Here is a 14,245-nt window from a genome sequence, read left to right on the forward strand (position 1 = left end):
TCACCATGGACTACCGTCTCTCCCCCGAACTGGAGGAACTCCGGCGCACGGTCGAGGAGTTCGCCCACGAGGTGGTGGCGCCGAAGATCGGCGACTTCTACGAGCGGCACGAGTTCCCGTACGAGATCGTGCGGGAGATGGGCCGCATGGGCCTGTTCGGCCTGCCGTTCCCGGAGGAGTACGGCGGCATGGGCGGTGACTACCTGGCGCTCGGCGTGGCCCTGGAGGAGCTGGCCCGGGTCGACTCCTCGATCGCCATCACCCTGGAGGCGGGCGTCTCGCTCGGGGCGATGCCGATCCACCTGTACGGCACCGAGGCCCAGAAGCAGGAGTGGCTCCCCCGCCTGTGCGCGGGCGAGATCCTGGGCGCGTTCGGCCTGACCGAGCCGGACGGCGGCAGCGACGCGGGCGCGACCCGGACGACGGCCCGGCTCGACGAGTCGACGAACGAGTGGGTCATCAACGGCACCAAGTGCTTCATCACCAACTCGGGCACGGACATCACGGGCCTGGTGACGGTCACGGCGGTCACGGGCCGCAAGCCCGACGGCCGGCCGCAGATCTCCTCGATCATCGTCCCCTCGGGCACGCCCGGCTTCACGGTCGCGGCCCCGTACTCCAAGGTCGGCTGGAACGCCTCGGACACCCGCGAGCTGTCCTTCGCGGACGTCCGCGTCCCGGCGGCGAACCTGTTGGGCGAAGAGGGCCGCGGTTACGCCCAGTTCCTGCGCATCCTCGACGAGGGCCGCGTCGCCATCGCGGCGCTGGCGACGGGTCTGGCGCAGGGCTGTGTCGACGAGTCGGTCAAGTACGCCAAGGAGCGCCACGCGTTCGGCAAGCCGATCGGGTCGAACCAGGCCATCCAGTTCAAGATCGCGGACATGGAGATGAAGGCCCACACGGCCCGTCTGGCCTGGCGCGACGCGGCGGCCCGTCTGGTGACCGGCGCGTCCTTCAAGAAGGAGGCGGCCCTGGCCAAGCTCCACTCGTCCACGGTCGCGGTGGACAACGCCCGCGAGGCCACCCAGATCCACGGCGGCTACGGCTTCATGAACGAGTACCCGGTCGCGCGCATGTGGCGTGACTCCAAGATCCTCGAGATCGGCGAGGGCACGAGCGAGGTCCAGCGCATGCTGATCGCCCGGGAGTTGGGGCTGGTCGGCTGAGACGGCGGCACCCGGCCGAGGGGCCGGAGGGCGGGCGCAGTGATCCGTGTCACTGCGCCCGTTCGCATTCCGCGCCCCGCCCTCGGGCACACATCCCAGGGCCCCCCTGGACAGATACCGAGGTTAGGCTAACCTAAGCCTGATTTCAGCCAAGCGGCTGTCGGCCGTGCCCGCAGTGGCTCCGTACGCACGAAAGCAGACCCCGTCATGTCGAACGCCAGAACCGCCCGTCTCTCCCGTCGCGGCCTGCTCGCCGCCGGTGGTGCCCTCGGGCTCGGCGCCCTCGTGACCGCGTGTGGCAGTGAGGACTCCAAGGACGGCGGCTCCGACGCCAAGGGCGCCGGCGCGTCCGACTCCTGGTCGTTCAAGGACGACCGCGGCACGACCGTGAAGCTCGGCAAGGTCCCCGCGAACATCGTCGCGTTCACCGGTGTCGCCGCCGCCCTGTACGACTACGGCGTCGAGGTGAAGGGCGTCTTCGGCCCCACGAAGACCCAGGACGGCAAGGCCGATGTCCAGGCCGGCGACATGGACGTCAGCAAGGTGACGATCCTCGGCAACACCTGGGACCAGTTCAGCGTCGAGAAGTACGCGGCCCTCGCACCGGACGTGCTGATCTCCACCATGTTCGACGACGCCGGCACCCTCTGGTACGTCCCGGACGGCTCCAAGGACAAGATCGCCAAGCTGGCCCCGAGCGTCGGCATCTCCGTCTACGACCGTCAGCTCACCGCCCCGCTGCAGCGGATGTGGGAGCTGGCCGAGTCCCTGGGCGGCGACATGAAGGCCGCGAAGGCCACGGACGCCAAGAAGCGCTTCGAGGCGGCCTCCGAGCGGCTGCGCAAGGCCGCCAAAGCCCACCCCGACATCAGGGTGATGGCCGGCTCCGCGAGCCAGGAGCTGTTCTACGTCTCCGGCACCAACCTCTCCATCGACCTGGAGTACTTCAAGGCGCTCGGCGTGAACTTCGTCGAGCCGCCGGAGAAGGCCAAGACCCAGGGCGGCGGCTGGTTCGAGAGCCTCAGCTGGGAGAACGTCGACAAGTACCGGGCCGACATCATCATGATGGACGACCGCACCTCGGCCATCCAGCCGGCCGACATCACCAAGGGGACGTGGAAGAAGCTGCCCGCGGTCAAGGCCGGTCAGGTCATCCCGCGTTCGGCCGAGCCGATCCTGTCCTACGACAAGTGCGTGCCGCTGGTGGAGAACCTGGCGAAGGCGATCGAGACGGCCAAGAAGGTCGGCTGACCGCCTTCCGCCCGGGGAACCGCGCGCGAGCGGCGGCCGCGGGCCGCGTGTGACCGGTCGCGCGGTTCCCCGCGCCCCCGACGGGGCGCCACCCCCACCGCCCGGTGACACACCAGGAGCCCTCATGACCACCGCCGTGGCCGCCCCGTTCCGGTTCTTCTCCCTCCAGGTCGTGCGGACGAGGCGGCTCGGCCCGTCCCTGGCCCGGGTCACCTTCGCGGGACCCGATCTGCACGCCTTCCACTCCGAGGGCCGCGACCAGTCGCTGTCGCTGTTCCTGCCGCACCCGGGACAGTCCGAGCCGGTCGTGCCCGTGGAGTTGGGGGACGGCTGGTGGCAGGGCTGGCGCGAACTGCCGGACGACGTACGGGCGGTGATGCGGTCGTACACCCTGCGCGCGCTGCGCCGGGATCCGGACGAGATCGACGTCGACTTCGTCCTGCACGGCGTCGGGCCGGGCGCCCACGGCGAGGCCGGTCCCGCCGCCCGCTGGGCGGCCCGGGCCGCCGCGGGCGACCGGGTGCTGCTGCTGGGGCCGGCCGTCGCCGACAACCGGGCGATCCGCTTCCGGCCCCCCGCGGACAGCGACCTCGTGGTCGTCTGGGGCGACGAGACCGCCGTGCCGGCCGCCTCGGCCGTCGTCGAGTCGCTGCCGGCGGGCACCCGCGCCCGGGTGTGGCTGGAGGTGCCCCACGCCGGGGACGTCCAGGACCTGTCGACCCGGGCGGACGCCGAGATCACCTGGCTCGTGCGGGACGCGGGGGCACCCGCCGCCCTGGACGCCGTCCGGACGGCGGAGTTCGGCCCCGCCCGGCGGCCCTACGTCTGGCTGGCCGGTGAATCGGGGCGCGTGAAGGAGCTGCGCCGGCACTTCGTGGCGGAGCGCGGCGTCGACCGCCGCCGGGTCACGTTCGTCGGCTACTGGCGCCGGGGCGTCAGCGAGGAGCAGTTGCGCGCCGAGGGCTAGGGAGCGTCGGGCGGCCATGCGGCCGGCGTGATCACGGTCACGGACGGACCCCCACCCCTCCCACCGGGAACTTAGGTTAGGCTAACCTAAGTTGAACCCGCGGTTCAGCCCGTCACCGTTCCGCCCCGGACTGTCCCCACCGGAGGACCCGCACATGCGCTCGCACCTGCTCAACGACACCACCGCGGAGCAGTATCGCCGCTCCGTGACCGCCGGAGTCGAGCGGGTGGCCGCCAAACTCGCCGCCACCGACCGGCCGTTCACCGGTGTGACCGTCGACGCCCTCGCGCCCCGCATCGACGGGATCGACCTCGACCAGCCGCTGCACGACACGGCCGCGGTGCTCGACGAACTGGAGGAGGTCTACCTCCGGGACGCCGTCTACTTCCACCACCCCCGCTACCTGGCCCACCTCAACTGCCCGGTCGTCATCCCGGCCGTGCTCGGCGAGGCCGTCCTGTCCGCCGTCAACTCCTCCCTGGACACCTGGGACCAGTCGGCCGGCGGCACCCTCATCGAGCGCAAGCTCGTCGACTGGACGAACGCCCGCATCGGCCTCGGCGAGAACGCCGACGGCGTGTTCACCTCCGGCGGCACCCAGTCCAACCTCCAGGCGCTGCTGCTCGCCCGGGAGGAGGCCAAGACCGACACGTTCGCGGACCTGCGCATCTTCGCCTCCGAGGTCAGCCACTTCAGCGTGAAGAAGTCCGCCAAGCTCCTCGGGCTCGGACCGGACGCCGTGGTGTCCGTCCCCGTCGACCACGACAAGCGCATGCAGACCGTCGCCCTCGCCCGCGAGCTGGAGCGCTGCGCGGAGGCCGGCCTCGTCCCCATGGCCGTCGTCGCCACCGCCGGCACCACCGACTTCGGCTCCATCGACCCGCTGCCCGAGATCGCCGAGCTGTGCGAGCAGTTCGGCACGTGGATGCACGTCGACGCCGCCTACGGCTGCGGCCTGCTCGCCTCCCTCAAGCACCGGGACCGCCTGGCCGGCATCGAGCGCGCCGACTCCGTCACCGTCGACTACCACAAGTCCTTCTTCCAGCCGGTGAGTTCCTCCGCCGTCCTGGTCCGGGACGCCGCCACCCTCCGGCACGCCACCTACCACGCCGAGTACCTCAACCCGCGCCGCATGGTGCAGGAACGTATCCCCAACCAGGTGGACAAGTCGCTGCAGACCACGCGCCGCTTCGACGCCCTGAAGCTGTGGATGACCCTGCGGACCATGGGCGCCGACGGCATCGGGCAGCTCTTCGACGAGGTGTGCGAACTGGCCCGGGAGGGCTGGCGGCTGCTCGCCGCGGACCCGCGCTTCGACGTCGTCGTCGAACCGAGCCTGTCCACCCTGGTCTTCCGCTACATCCCGGCGGCCGTCACCGACCCGGCCGAGATCGACCGCGCCAACCTCTACGCCCGCAAGGCCCTGTTCGCCTCCGGGGACGCCGTCGTCGCGGGCACCAAGGTCGGCAGCCGCCACTACCTGAAGTTCACCCTGCTGAACCCCGAGACGACGGTGTCCGACATCGCCGCCGTCCTCGACCTGATCGCCGGCCACGCCGAGCAGTACCTGGGAGAGTCCCTTGACCGCGCGTCCTGACAACCGAACCAGCACCCACGACTTCGTGGGCATCGGGCTCGGCCCCTTCAACCTCGGCCTGGCCTGCCTCACCGAGCCCATCGAGGAACTCGACGGCGTCTTCCTGGAGTCCAAGCCCGACTTCGAGTGGCACGCCGGCATGTTCCTGGACGGCGCCCACCTCCAGACCCCGTTCATGTCGGACCTGGTCACCCTCGCCGACCCCACCTCCCCGTACTCCTTCCTCAACTACCTGAAGGAGAAGGGCCGGCTGTACTCGTTCTACATCCGGGAGAACTTCTACCCGCTGCGCGTCGAGTACGACGACTACTGCCGCTGGGCCGCGGGCAAGCTGAGCAGCATCCGCTTCGGCACCACCGTCACCGAGGTGACGTACGAGGACGAGCTGTACGTCGTCCACACCGCCGGCGGCGACACCTACCGCGCCCGGCACCTCGTGCTCGGCACCGGCACCCCGCCCCACATCCCCGAGGCGTGCCGCGACCTGGGCGGCGACTTCCTCCACAACTCCCGCTACCTCCAGCACAAGGCGGAGCTGCAGAAGAAGGAGTCCATCACCCTGGTCGGCTCGGGCCAGTCGGCCGCCGAGATCTACCAGGACCTGCTCAGCGAGATCGACGTCCACGGCTACCGGCTCAACTGGGTGACCCGCTCCCCGCGCTTCTTCCCGCTGGAGTACACCAAGCTCACGCTGGAGATGACGTCCCCCGAGTACGTCGACTACTTCCGCGAGCTGCCCGAGGCGACCCGCTACCGCCTGACGGCCGAGCAGAAGGGCCTGTTCAAGGGCATCGACGGCGACCTGATCAACGAGATCTTCGACCTGCTCTACCAGAAGAACCTCGCCGGCCCCGTCCCCACCCGGCTGCTCACCAACTCCTCGCTGAACAGCGCCCGGTACGACAACGGCACCTACACGCTCGGCTTCCGCCAGGAGGAGCAGGGCAAGGACTTCGAGCTGGTCTCCGACGGCCTGGTCCTCGCCACCGGCTACAGATACGCCGAGCCGGAGTTCCTGGCACCGGTGAAGGACCGCCTCGTCTACGACTCGCACGGGAACTTCGACGTGGCGCGCAACTACGCCGTCGACGTCACCGGCCGGGGCGTGTTCCTGCAGAACGCCGGTGTCCACACGCACAGCATCACCAGCCCCGACCTGGGCATGGGCCCGTACCGGAACGCGTACATCATCCGCGAGCTGCTCGGCTCGGAGTACTACCCGGTGGAGAAGACGATCGCGTTCCAGGAGTTCGCCGTATGACCGACAGCACCGGCATCGGCCGGCTCACCGTGCGGCCCCTCGACCCGCTGAAGGACGCCGAGGTGGTGCACACCTGGGTCACCCACCCCAAGGCGGCCTACTGGATGATGCAGGACGCCAGGCTCCAGGACGTCGAGCGCGAGTACATGCGGATCGCGGCGCACGAGCACCACGACGCCTTCCTCGGCCTGCACGAGGGCCGGCCCGCGTTCCTCATGGAGAGGTACGACCCCCGGTACGTGGAGCTGGTGGGGCTGTACGAACCGCAGCCCGGCGACGTCGGCATGCACTTCCTGGTCGCGCCGACCGACCGGCCGATCCACGGTTTCACCCGGGCCGTCATCACGACCGTGATGGAGGAGCTGTTCGCCGACCCGCGCACCCGGCGGGTCGTGGTGGAGCCCGACGTCGGCAACAAGGCAGTACACGCGCTCAACGAGGCCGTCGGTTTCGTGGCCGAACGCGAGATCGACAAGCCGGAGAAGCGCGCGCTGCTGAGCTTCTGCACGCGTGAACAGTTCCTGGCCGCCCGAGGAGTAGCCGTATGACCCTGTCCGACGCCGTGGCGCACCTGTCCCCCCACCGCTGGGCGCGGGCCAACCGCCTGCTGATCCGCAAGGCGCTCGCCGAGTTCACGCACGAGCGCCTCCTCACCCCGGAGGCCGACGGCGAGGGCCGGTACACCGTTCGCAGCGACGACGGGCTGACCCGGTACACCTTCACCGCGGTGATCCGGGCCCTCGACCACTGGCAGGTCGACGCCGAGTCGATCACCCGGCACCGGGACGGCACCGACGTCCCGCTGTCCGCCCTGGACTTCTTCATCGAGATGCAGAAGTCGCTGGGCCTGAGCGACGAGATCCTGCCGGTCTACCTGGAGGAGATCTCCTCCACCCTGTCCGGCACCTGCTACAAGCTCACCCAGCCGGCCGTGCCGGCGGCGGAGCTGGCGCGCGCCGACTTCCAGACCATCGAGACCTCGATGACCGAGGGCCACCCCTGCTTCGTGGCCAACAACGGGCGGCTCGGGTTCGGCATCCACGAGTACCTGTCGTACGCGCCGGAGACGGCGAGCCCGGTCCGGCTGGTCTGGCTGGCGGCTCACCGCTCGCGGGCCGCGTTCACGGCCGGCGCCGGCGTCGAGTACGAGTCGTTCCTGCGCGAGGAGCTGGGCGGCGAGACCGTCGAGCGCTTCCACGCCGTGCTGCGCGAGCAGGACCTCGACCCGGCCGACTACCTGTTCATCCCGGTCCATCCCTGGCAGTGGTGGAACAAGCTCTCCGTCACCTTCGCCGCCGAGATCGCGCGGCGGCACCTGGTGTGCCTGGGCGAGGGCGACGACGAGTACCTGGCCCAGCAGTCCATCCGGACCTTCTTCAACCGGACCAGCCCCGAGAAGCACTACGTCAAGACGGCCCTGTCCGTCGTCAACATGGGCTTCATGCGCGGCCTGTCGGCGGCCTACATGGAGGCCACCCCCGCCATCAACGACTGGCTGGCCCAGCTCATCGAGGGCGACCCGGTGCTGAGGTCCACCGGCCTGTCGATCATCCGGGAGCGGGCCGCCGTCGGCTACCGGCACCTGGAGTACGAGCAGGCGACCGACCGGTACTCGCCCTACCGCAAGATGCTCGCCGCGCTGTGGCGGGAGAGCCCCGTGCCGTCGCTGGAGGAGGGCGAGTCCCTGGCCACGATGGCGTCCCTGGTGCACGTCGACGACCGGGGCGCGTCGATCGCGGGCGCGCTGATCGAGCAGTCGGGCCTCTCCCCGACGGAGTGGCTGCGCCGCTACCTGCGGGCCTACTTCACCCCGCTGCTGCACAGCTTCTACGCCTACGACCTGGTGTACATGCCGCACGGCGAGAACGTGATCCTGGTGCTGAAGGACGGGGTGGTGCAGCGGGCGGTCTACAAGGACATCGCCGAGGAGATCGCGGTCATGGACGTCGACGCGGTGCTGCCGCCGGCGGTCGAGCGGCTGCGGGTGGACGTCCCCGAGGACACGAAGCTGCTGTCGATCTTCACGGACGTCTTCGACTGCTTCTTCCGCTTCCTCGCGGCGAACCTCGCCGCCGAGGGCGTCCTGGCCGAGGACGACTTCTGGCGCACGGTCGCCGAGGTCACCCGGGAGTACCAGGAGTCGGTGCCGGAGCTCGCCGACAAGTTCCGCCGGTACGACATGTTCGCCCCGGAGTTCGCCCTCTCCTGCCTCAACCGCCTCCAGCTGCGCAACAACCGGCAGATGGTCGACCTGGCCGACCCGTCGGGAGCCCTCCAGCTGATCGGCACCCTGAAGAACCCGATCGCCGGCTTCTGACCCCAGGACGGACGGGCACCCCGGAGTACGGTCCTCCGGGGTGCCCGTCGTGCCGTCGGGGGCGCGGGGAACCGCGCGCTCAGCCCCCACCGGCCCGCGGACACGTCACCGCGCACTCCACGGCACCTGCGGCGACCGGTACCACTGGATGCCCAGGGCGTCCCACCGCTCCGCCTGCGCGGCGAGCCGCACCCGGTACCGCTCCCAGTCGTGGGAGGCAGCCGGCGACCACCCCAGCTCGGCGACGCCGGGCAGGCGCGGGAACGCCATGAACTCGATGTGCCCGGACTCCTCCAGCGTCTCCGACCACATCGGCGCCTCCACCCCCTGCACCGCGCCCTCCGGCACTCCCGGCAGATAGGCCCCGGGGTCCCAGTCGTAGGAGCGCTGCACCTCGACGTACCCCGCCCAGGACAGCCCCAGGGGCGTGTCCTTGGTGTACTTCATGTCGAGGTAGAGCCGGTCGGCCGGGGACAGGATCAGCCCCGTGCCGTTCTGCGCGGCCTTCACCACCCGCGCCTTCTCCTCCGCCGACGTGCGGTCCAGGCCCCAGTACTGCGCGAGGGCGCCCTTCGCCGGGGTCGCCCCGGTCAGCTGGTGCCAGCCGACCACGGTCTTGCCGTACTTCGCCACGATCGGCTGCACCCGGTCCATGAACCGCGCGTAGTCCTCGTGGCTGGTGGAGTGCGCCTCGTCGCCGCCGATGTGCAGGTACCTGCCGGGGGTGAGCGCGGCCACCTCGCGGATCACGTCGTCGACGAAGTCGTAGGTGACGTCCTTGCCGACGCACAGCGAGCTGAAGCCGACCTCGGTGCCGGTGTACAGCGGCGGGGCCACGCCGTCGCAGTTCAGCTCGGCGTAGGAGGCGAGGGCGGCGTTGGTGTGGCCGGGCATGTCGATCTCGGGGACGACCTCCAGGTGGCGGGAGGCGGCGTAGCGCACGATCTCCTGGTAGTCGGCCTTGGTGTAGTGGCCGCCGGGGCCGCCGCCGACCTCCGTGGAGCCGCCGTGGGTGGCGAGGCGCGGCCAGGAGTCGATGGCGAGGCGCCAGCCCTGGTCGTCGCTGAGGTGCAGGTGCAGCTTGTTGAGCTTGTACAGGGCGAGCTGGTCGATGTAGCGCTTGACCTGCTCCACGGTGAAGAAGTGCCGCGAGACGTCGAGCATGGCCCCGCGCCAGGCGTAGCGCGGGCTGTCGGTGACGGTGCCGCCGGCGACCGTCCACGGGCCGGGCTGGACCGTGTCCTTCTCGACGGCCGCGGGCAGGAGCTGGCGCAGGGTCTGCACGCCGTGGAAGAGGCCCGCGGAGGTCCTGGCGCTGATGGTGACCGACCGGGGGGAACTGCTCAGCCGGTAGCCCTCGGCGCCGAGGTCGCCGCGGGTGAGGGCCAGTCGGATGCCGCCCTCGCCGTGTGCGGTGACCGGCAGGCGGTAGCCGGTGGAGGGCCGCAGGAGGTCCGCGAGGTACTGCGCGACCTGCCGCGCCTCGCGCGAGCCGTCGACGCGGATGTGCGTCCCGCGCGTGATCCGGAACGGGGCGCCGCCGGGCGTGACGGACGAGGGTGCCGGGACGACCCGGTCCAGCGGGGTGGGAGCCGCCGCACGGGCCGGGGTGGCGCCGGTGGCGCAGACGCCCATCGCGACGAGCAGCAGGGAACCGAGAAGGCGAAGCGTTCTGTGGTGCTGTCCTACGAGACCGTTCCTCACAAAACCGTCCCTTCCGTGAGCCGTTGAGCTCCAAGAGGTCTGGACCACTCTCTCGTGAGACGGGTGGAACAATCCACCCCATGGCGGAAATCATCCAGAGGGACGGCACGTGGCTCTTCGACGGCGACGCCTTGCGGCTGACGCCCGGACGGGACAGGAACGTCAGCGTGCTGCGCAGGGAACTGGGTGAACTGACCGTCCCGCTGGGCGCGTTGGCGGGCGTCTCGTTCGAGCAGGGCAAGAAGGCCGGCCGGCTGCGCCTGCGCCTGCGCGCCGGGGCCGATCCTCTGCTGCACGCGACCGGCGGACGGCTCACCGAGCCCCACGACCCGTACCAGCTCGTCGTCGAGCCCGACCGCTACGGCGTCGCGGAGTACCTCGCCGACGAGGTGCGCAACGCGCTGCTGCTGGACCGGGTACCGGCCGGCCCCGTCACCGAGTTCCTGCTGCCCGGCCCCGGCGTACCCCTCTCGGCGTCCGCCGGGGACGGCACCGCGAGCTTCGACGGCGAGCGCATACGCCTGGAGTGGAACTGGAAGACGGAGGACGCCAAGGCCGCCGCCGGGGCCCGTACGCTCGCGCTCGCCGACGTCACCGGCGTGGAGTGGCAGCCCGCGGCCGGGCTGGAGCACGGCCACCTGCGCTTCACCGTGCGCAACGCGCCCACCAAGACCCCGGCCAAGTACGACCCGAACGCCGTGGAGCTGTGGGGCTTCAAGAAGGACCCGCTGATGGCGCTGGTCGCGGCGGCGGTCCAGGCCAGGCTTCCGCATCCGGCCCGGCCCGCCGGCGACGCGGAGGACGTGCGGCCCGAGGTGCCCGCTCCCCCGGCCGCCCCCGCCGAGGACGACCACGACGCCCTGCTGCGGCGCCTGCGCGAACTGGGGGAGCTGCACCGCACGGGCGTGCTCACGGACGACGAGTTCGCGCTGGCCAAGCAGGCGGTCCTCCGACGGATGTGACCCGGCCCACGCGGGGGGTGCCCTTGGCGTCCGAAATACCCCGTTCGACGCCGCTCCCAGCACTCCGCACGAGCTGCTTGCCCGGAATCGGGCAGGATTCTTGCGAAAGAGCGGCCCGTGCCTCAGGATCATCGGGTGCACGACGAACTCGTTGATCATCTGACGCGGTCCAGCCCCCTCGGCCGGGGCGAGGCGCTGCGCGTGATCCAGGACGTGCTCGCCTACTTCGACGAGACGACCGAGGAGTACGTCCGTCGCCGCCACCGCGAGCTCCAGGCCCAGGGCCTGGTGAACGCGGCGATCTTCGAGCGGATCGAGGCGGACCTCAAGTACCGCGCGGTGGCCCCGCCGGAGCTCTCGCTCCGGCAGCTGCGGCGCATCGTCTACGGCTAGGAATACGTATACATGTGCGGAATCGTCGGTTACATCGGGAAGCGTGACGTCGCGCCCCTGCTCCTGGAGGGCCTGCAGCGCCTGGAGTACCGCGGCTACGACTCCGCGGGCATCGTCGTCACGTCCCCGAAGGCCTCGGGCCTGAAGATGGTCAAGGCCAAGGGCCGCGTCCGCGACCTGGAGGCCAAGGTCCCGGCCCGCTTCAAGGGCACGACCGGCATCGCCCACACCCGCTGGGCCACCCACGGCGCCCCGTCCGACGCCAACGCCCACCCGCACATGTCGGCCGACAACAAGGTCGCCGTCGTGCACAACGGCATCATCGACAACGCCTCCGACCTGCGCCGCAAGCTGGAGGCGGACGGCGTCGAGTTCCTCTCCGAGACCGACACCGAGGTCCTCACCCACCTCATCGCCCGCTCGCAGGCGGACAAGCTGGAGGACAAGGTCCGCGAGACCCTCCGGCTGGTGGAGGGCACCTACGGCATCGCCGTCATGCACGCCGACTTCCCCGACCGGATCGTCGCGGCCCGCAACGGCTCGCCCGTCGTCCTCGGCATCGGCGAGAAGGAGATGTTCGTCGCCTCGGACATCGCCGCGCTGGTCGCCCACACCCGCCAGATCGTCACCCTCGACGACGGCGAGATGGCCACCCTCAAGGCCGACGACTTCCGCACCTACACCACCGAGGGCACCCGCACCACGGCCGAGCCCACCACCGTCGAGTGGGAGGCCGCCTCCTACGACATGGGCGGCCACGACACCTACATGCACAAGGAGATCCACGAGCAGGCCGACGCCGTGGACCGCGTGCTGCGCGGCCGCATCGACGACCGCTTCTCCACCGTGCACCTGGGCGGCCTGAACCTGGACGCCCGCGAGGCCCGGCGCATCCGCCGCGTGAAGATCCTCGGCTGCGGCACCTCGTACCACGCGGGCATGATCGGCGCCCAGATGATCGAGGAACTGGCCCGCATCCCCGCCGACGCCGAGCCCGCCTCGGAGTTCCGCTACCGCAACGCGGTCGTCGACCCCGACACCCTCTACGTCGCCGTCTCCCAGTCCGGCGAGACCTACGACGTGCTGGCCGCCGTGCAGGAGCTCAAGCGCAAGGGCGCGCGCGTCCTGGGCGTGGTGAACGTGGTCGGCTCGGCGATCGCCCGCGAGGCGGACGGCGGCATCTACGTGCACGCCGGCCCCGAGGTCTGCGTCGTCTCCACCAAGTGCTTCACCAACACCACGGTCGCCTTCGCCCTGCTCGCCCTGCACCTCGGCCGCACCCGCGACCTGTCGGTCCGCGACGGCAAGCGCATCATCGAGGGCCTGCGGAAGCTGCCCGCGCAGATCGCCGAGATCATGGAGCAGGAGGAGGACGTCAAGAAGCTGGCCCAGCAGTTCGCCGAGGCCCGCTCGATGCTCTTCATCGGCCGCGTCCGGGGCTACCCGGTGGCCCGTGAGGCCTCCCTGAAGCTCAAGGAGGTCTCCTACATCCACGCCGAGGCCTACCCGGCCTCCGAGCTCAAGCACGGCCCGCTGGCCCTGATCGAGCCGGCCCTCCCCACGGTCGCCATCGTCCCCGACGACGACCTGCTGGAGAAGAACCGCGCCGCCATGGAGGAGATCAAGGCCCGCAGCGGCAGGATCCTCGCGGTGGCCCACCAGCACCAGGAGAAGGCCGACGAGACGATCGTCGTCCCGAAGAACGAGGACGAGCTGGACCCGATCCTGATGGGCATCCCGCTCCAGCTCCTCGCCTACCACACGGCGCTGGCCCTCGGCCGCGACATCGACAAGCCCCGCAACCTGGCCAAGTCGGTGACGGTGGAGTAGTCGCCCCTCTTGGCTCGGGGGCGCGAGGCTGGATCGACGTGCGGCTCCGCCGCGTGGGCGCGAGCAACCCCCACGCACCCGCACAGGCCACTCGAACGGGACGGACCCCCACGTGCTGCCACCACGCACGGGGGGTCCGTTTCATCGCCGGGAAGCCGCCCAACTCCCCGGCCTGCGCGGCTAACCGGTGGCCGTCACTCCCCGGCCGGCAGCGCGTCCCGGGAGTGCCGTCGGCCAGTGCGCCAACGCGGCGGTCGCCGCGTACCACGCCACCGCGCCCGCGGCGACGGCGAACCAGCCCCCGACCTTCGCGAGCGCGTCGTTCTCCGCGAACGCGGCGACCGCGAGCAGCACCAGGGCCACGAAGAACAGCCCGTACACGCCCCGTCCGAGCCGATCCCCGCCCGCCAGCGTGAGGGACAGCGCCGCGAGGGCGAACAGCAGCAGGAACAGCCCTGCCCCGTTGCCGGAGCCGGCGTCGGTCACGGCCCAGGTGAACCACAGCGCCCCGAGCACGGAGAACGCCGTGCCGCCGGCGGCGTCGCCCTCGCGCAGGGCCACCACCCCGGCGACGAACAGGGCTGCTCCACCCACGTACTGGGCGATCGACGAGGCGTCGGCGGCCGAGACGCCGTCGAGCACGGCGGTGTTGCCCAGACCGAAGGCCAACAGGGTGATTCCGAGGGCGAGTCGACCGGCCACGGTCGTGATTCCGCTTCCCGCGGGAACGTCTTTGTCCACGGCGGGCTCCCTTCGTGCAGGTGCAGTGGTGCGATGTCCCGTATATGCCCTTCACA

12 protein-coding genes are annotated in these 14,245 nt (G+C 70.8%); 10 read left to right on the forward strand and 2 right to left on the reverse strand.

Features of this window, described 5'->3' with window-relative positions; all coding sequences use genetic code 11:
* Nucleotides 1–5: 5 nt before the first annotated feature.
* The 7 genes from ACZ6ZN_RS11810 (at nt 6) to ACZ6ZN_RS11840 (ending at nt 8,559) form a co-directional block, all read left to right on the forward strand.
* Nucleotides 6–1,166: an acyl-CoA dehydrogenase family protein gene (locus ACZ6ZN_RS11810; RefSeq protein ID WP_398110134.1), complete on the forward strand. Its 1,161-nt coding sequence runs from the start codon at nt 6–8 to the stop codon at nt 1,164–1,166.
* 207 nt (nt 1,167–1,373) lie between these two features.
* Nucleotides 1,374–2,417: an ABC transporter substrate-binding protein gene (locus ACZ6ZN_RS11815; RefSeq protein WP_469645325.1), complete on the forward strand. Its 1,044-nt coding sequence runs from the start codon at nt 1,374–1,376 to the stop codon at nt 2,415–2,417.
* A gap of 124 nt (nt 2,418–2,541) precedes the next feature.
* Nucleotides 2,542–3,384, forward strand: a complete 843-nt coding sequence (locus ACZ6ZN_RS11820; protein WP_469645327.1) for a siderophore-interacting protein — start codon at nt 2,542–2,544, stop codon at nt 3,382–3,384.
* 154 nt (nt 3,385–3,538) lie between these two features.
* Nucleotides 3,539–4,981: a lysine decarboxylase DesA gene (gene desA / locus ACZ6ZN_RS11825; protein WP_398110131.1), complete on the forward strand. Its 1,443-nt coding sequence runs from the start codon at nt 3,539–3,541 to the stop codon at nt 4,979–4,981.
* Nucleotides 4,965–6,242: a lysine N(6)-hydroxylase/L-ornithine N(5)-oxygenase family protein gene (locus ACZ6ZN_RS11830; protein ID WP_451877972.1), complete on the forward strand. Its 1,278-nt coding sequence runs from the start codon at nt 4,965–4,967 to the stop codon at nt 6,240–6,242. Before desA ends, ACZ6ZN_RS11830 begins: the two co-directional genes overlap by 17 nt.
* A complete protein-coding gene (locus ACZ6ZN_RS11835) occupies nt 6,239–6,790 on the forward strand; it encodes a GNAT family N-acetyltransferase (protein WP_469645331.1) in 552 nt (183 codons plus the stop codon). Before ACZ6ZN_RS11830 ends, ACZ6ZN_RS11835 begins: the two co-directional genes overlap by 4 nt.
* Entirely contained in the window at nt 6,787–8,559 is a 1,773-nt protein-coding gene (locus ACZ6ZN_RS11840) for an IucA/IucC family protein (protein ID WP_469645333.1), read from the forward strand. Before ACZ6ZN_RS11835 ends, ACZ6ZN_RS11840 begins: the two co-directional genes overlap by 4 nt.
* A gap of 105 nt (nt 8,560–8,664) precedes the next feature.
* Here the strand turns inward: ACZ6ZN_RS11840 and ACZ6ZN_RS11845 are convergent, their stop codons facing one another.
* Nucleotides 8,665–10,194 (reverse strand): beta-N-acetylhexosaminidase, encoded by a 1,530-nt coding sequence (locus ACZ6ZN_RS11845; RefSeq protein ID WP_469645681.1) that lies wholly within the window; start codon nt 10,192–10,194, stop codon nt 8,665–8,667.
* Between the two features lie 149 nt (nt 10,195–10,343).
* Between ACZ6ZN_RS11845 and ACZ6ZN_RS11850 the strand changes: the two genes are divergently transcribed.
* The 3 genes from ACZ6ZN_RS11850 (at nt 10,344) to glmS (ending at nt 13,448) form a co-directional block, all read left to right on the forward strand.
* Nucleotides 10,344–11,225, forward strand: a complete 882-nt coding sequence (locus ACZ6ZN_RS11850; RefSeq protein WP_469645336.1) for a DUF4429 domain-containing protein — start codon at nt 10,344–10,346, stop codon at nt 11,223–11,225.
* 135 nt (nt 11,226–11,360) lie between these two features.
* Nucleotides 11,361–11,618 carry a hypothetical protein gene (locus ACZ6ZN_RS11855; protein WP_369196586.1) on the forward strand — a complete coding sequence of 86 codons (258 nt, stop codon included), beginning with the start codon at nt 11,361–11,363 and terminating at the stop codon, nt 11,616–11,618.
* A gap of 12 nt (nt 11,619–11,630) precedes the next feature.
* Nucleotides 11,631–13,448: a glutamine--fructose-6-phosphate transaminase (isomerizing) gene (glmS, locus tag ACZ6ZN_RS11860; protein ID WP_469645338.1), complete on the forward strand. Its 1,818-nt coding sequence runs from the start codon at nt 11,631–11,633 to the stop codon at nt 13,446–13,448.
* A 180-nt stretch (nt 13,449–13,628) separates the two neighbouring features.
* Here the strand turns inward: glmS and ACZ6ZN_RS11865 are convergent, their stop codons facing one another.
* Nucleotides 13,629–14,189, reverse strand: a complete 561-nt coding sequence (locus tag ACZ6ZN_RS11865) for a hypothetical protein (RefSeq protein WP_451877967.1) — start codon at nt 14,187–14,189, stop codon at nt 13,629–13,631.
* Nucleotides 14,190–14,245: the final 56 nt, after the last annotated feature.

It is taken from the genome of Streptomyces sp. NPDC053665, assembly GCF_055585285.1.

Bases quoted from the DNA above. Each gene is read 5' to 3' on its own strand.
- ACZ6ZN_RS11810 (WP_398110134.1), top strand. From the start codon at position 6: ATGGACTACCGTCTCTCCCCCGAACTGGAGGAACTCCGGCGCACGGTC.
- ACZ6ZN_RS11815 (WP_469645325.1), top strand. From the start codon at position 1,374: ATGTCGAACGCCAGAACCGCCCGTCTCTCCCGTCGCGGCCTGCTCGCC.
- ACZ6ZN_RS11820 (WP_469645327.1), top strand. From the start codon at position 2,542: ATGACCACCGCCGTGGCCGCCCCGTTCCGGTTCTTCTCCCTCCAGGTC.
- desA (WP_398110131.1), top strand. From the start codon at position 3,539: ATGCGCTCGCACCTGCTCAACGACACCACCGCGGAGCAGTATCGCCGC.
- ACZ6ZN_RS11835 (WP_469645331.1), top strand. From the start codon at position 6,239: ATGACCGACAGCACCGGCATCGGCCGGCTCACCGTGCGGCCCCTCGAC.
- ACZ6ZN_RS11840 (WP_469645333.1), top strand. From the start codon at position 6,787: ATGACCCTGTCCGACGCCGTGGCGCACCTGTCCCCCCACCGCTGGGCG.
- ACZ6ZN_RS11845 (WP_469645681.1), bottom strand. From the start codon at position 10,194: ATGGGCGTCTGCGCCACCGGCGCCACCCCGGCCCGTGCGGCGGCTCCC.
- ACZ6ZN_RS11850 (WP_469645336.1), top strand. From the start codon at position 10,344: ATGGCGGAAATCATCCAGAGGGACGGCACGTGGCTCTTCGACGGCGAC.
- glmS (WP_469645338.1), top strand. From the start codon at position 11,631: ATGTGCGGAATCGTCGGTTACATCGGGAAGCGTGACGTCGCGCCCCTG.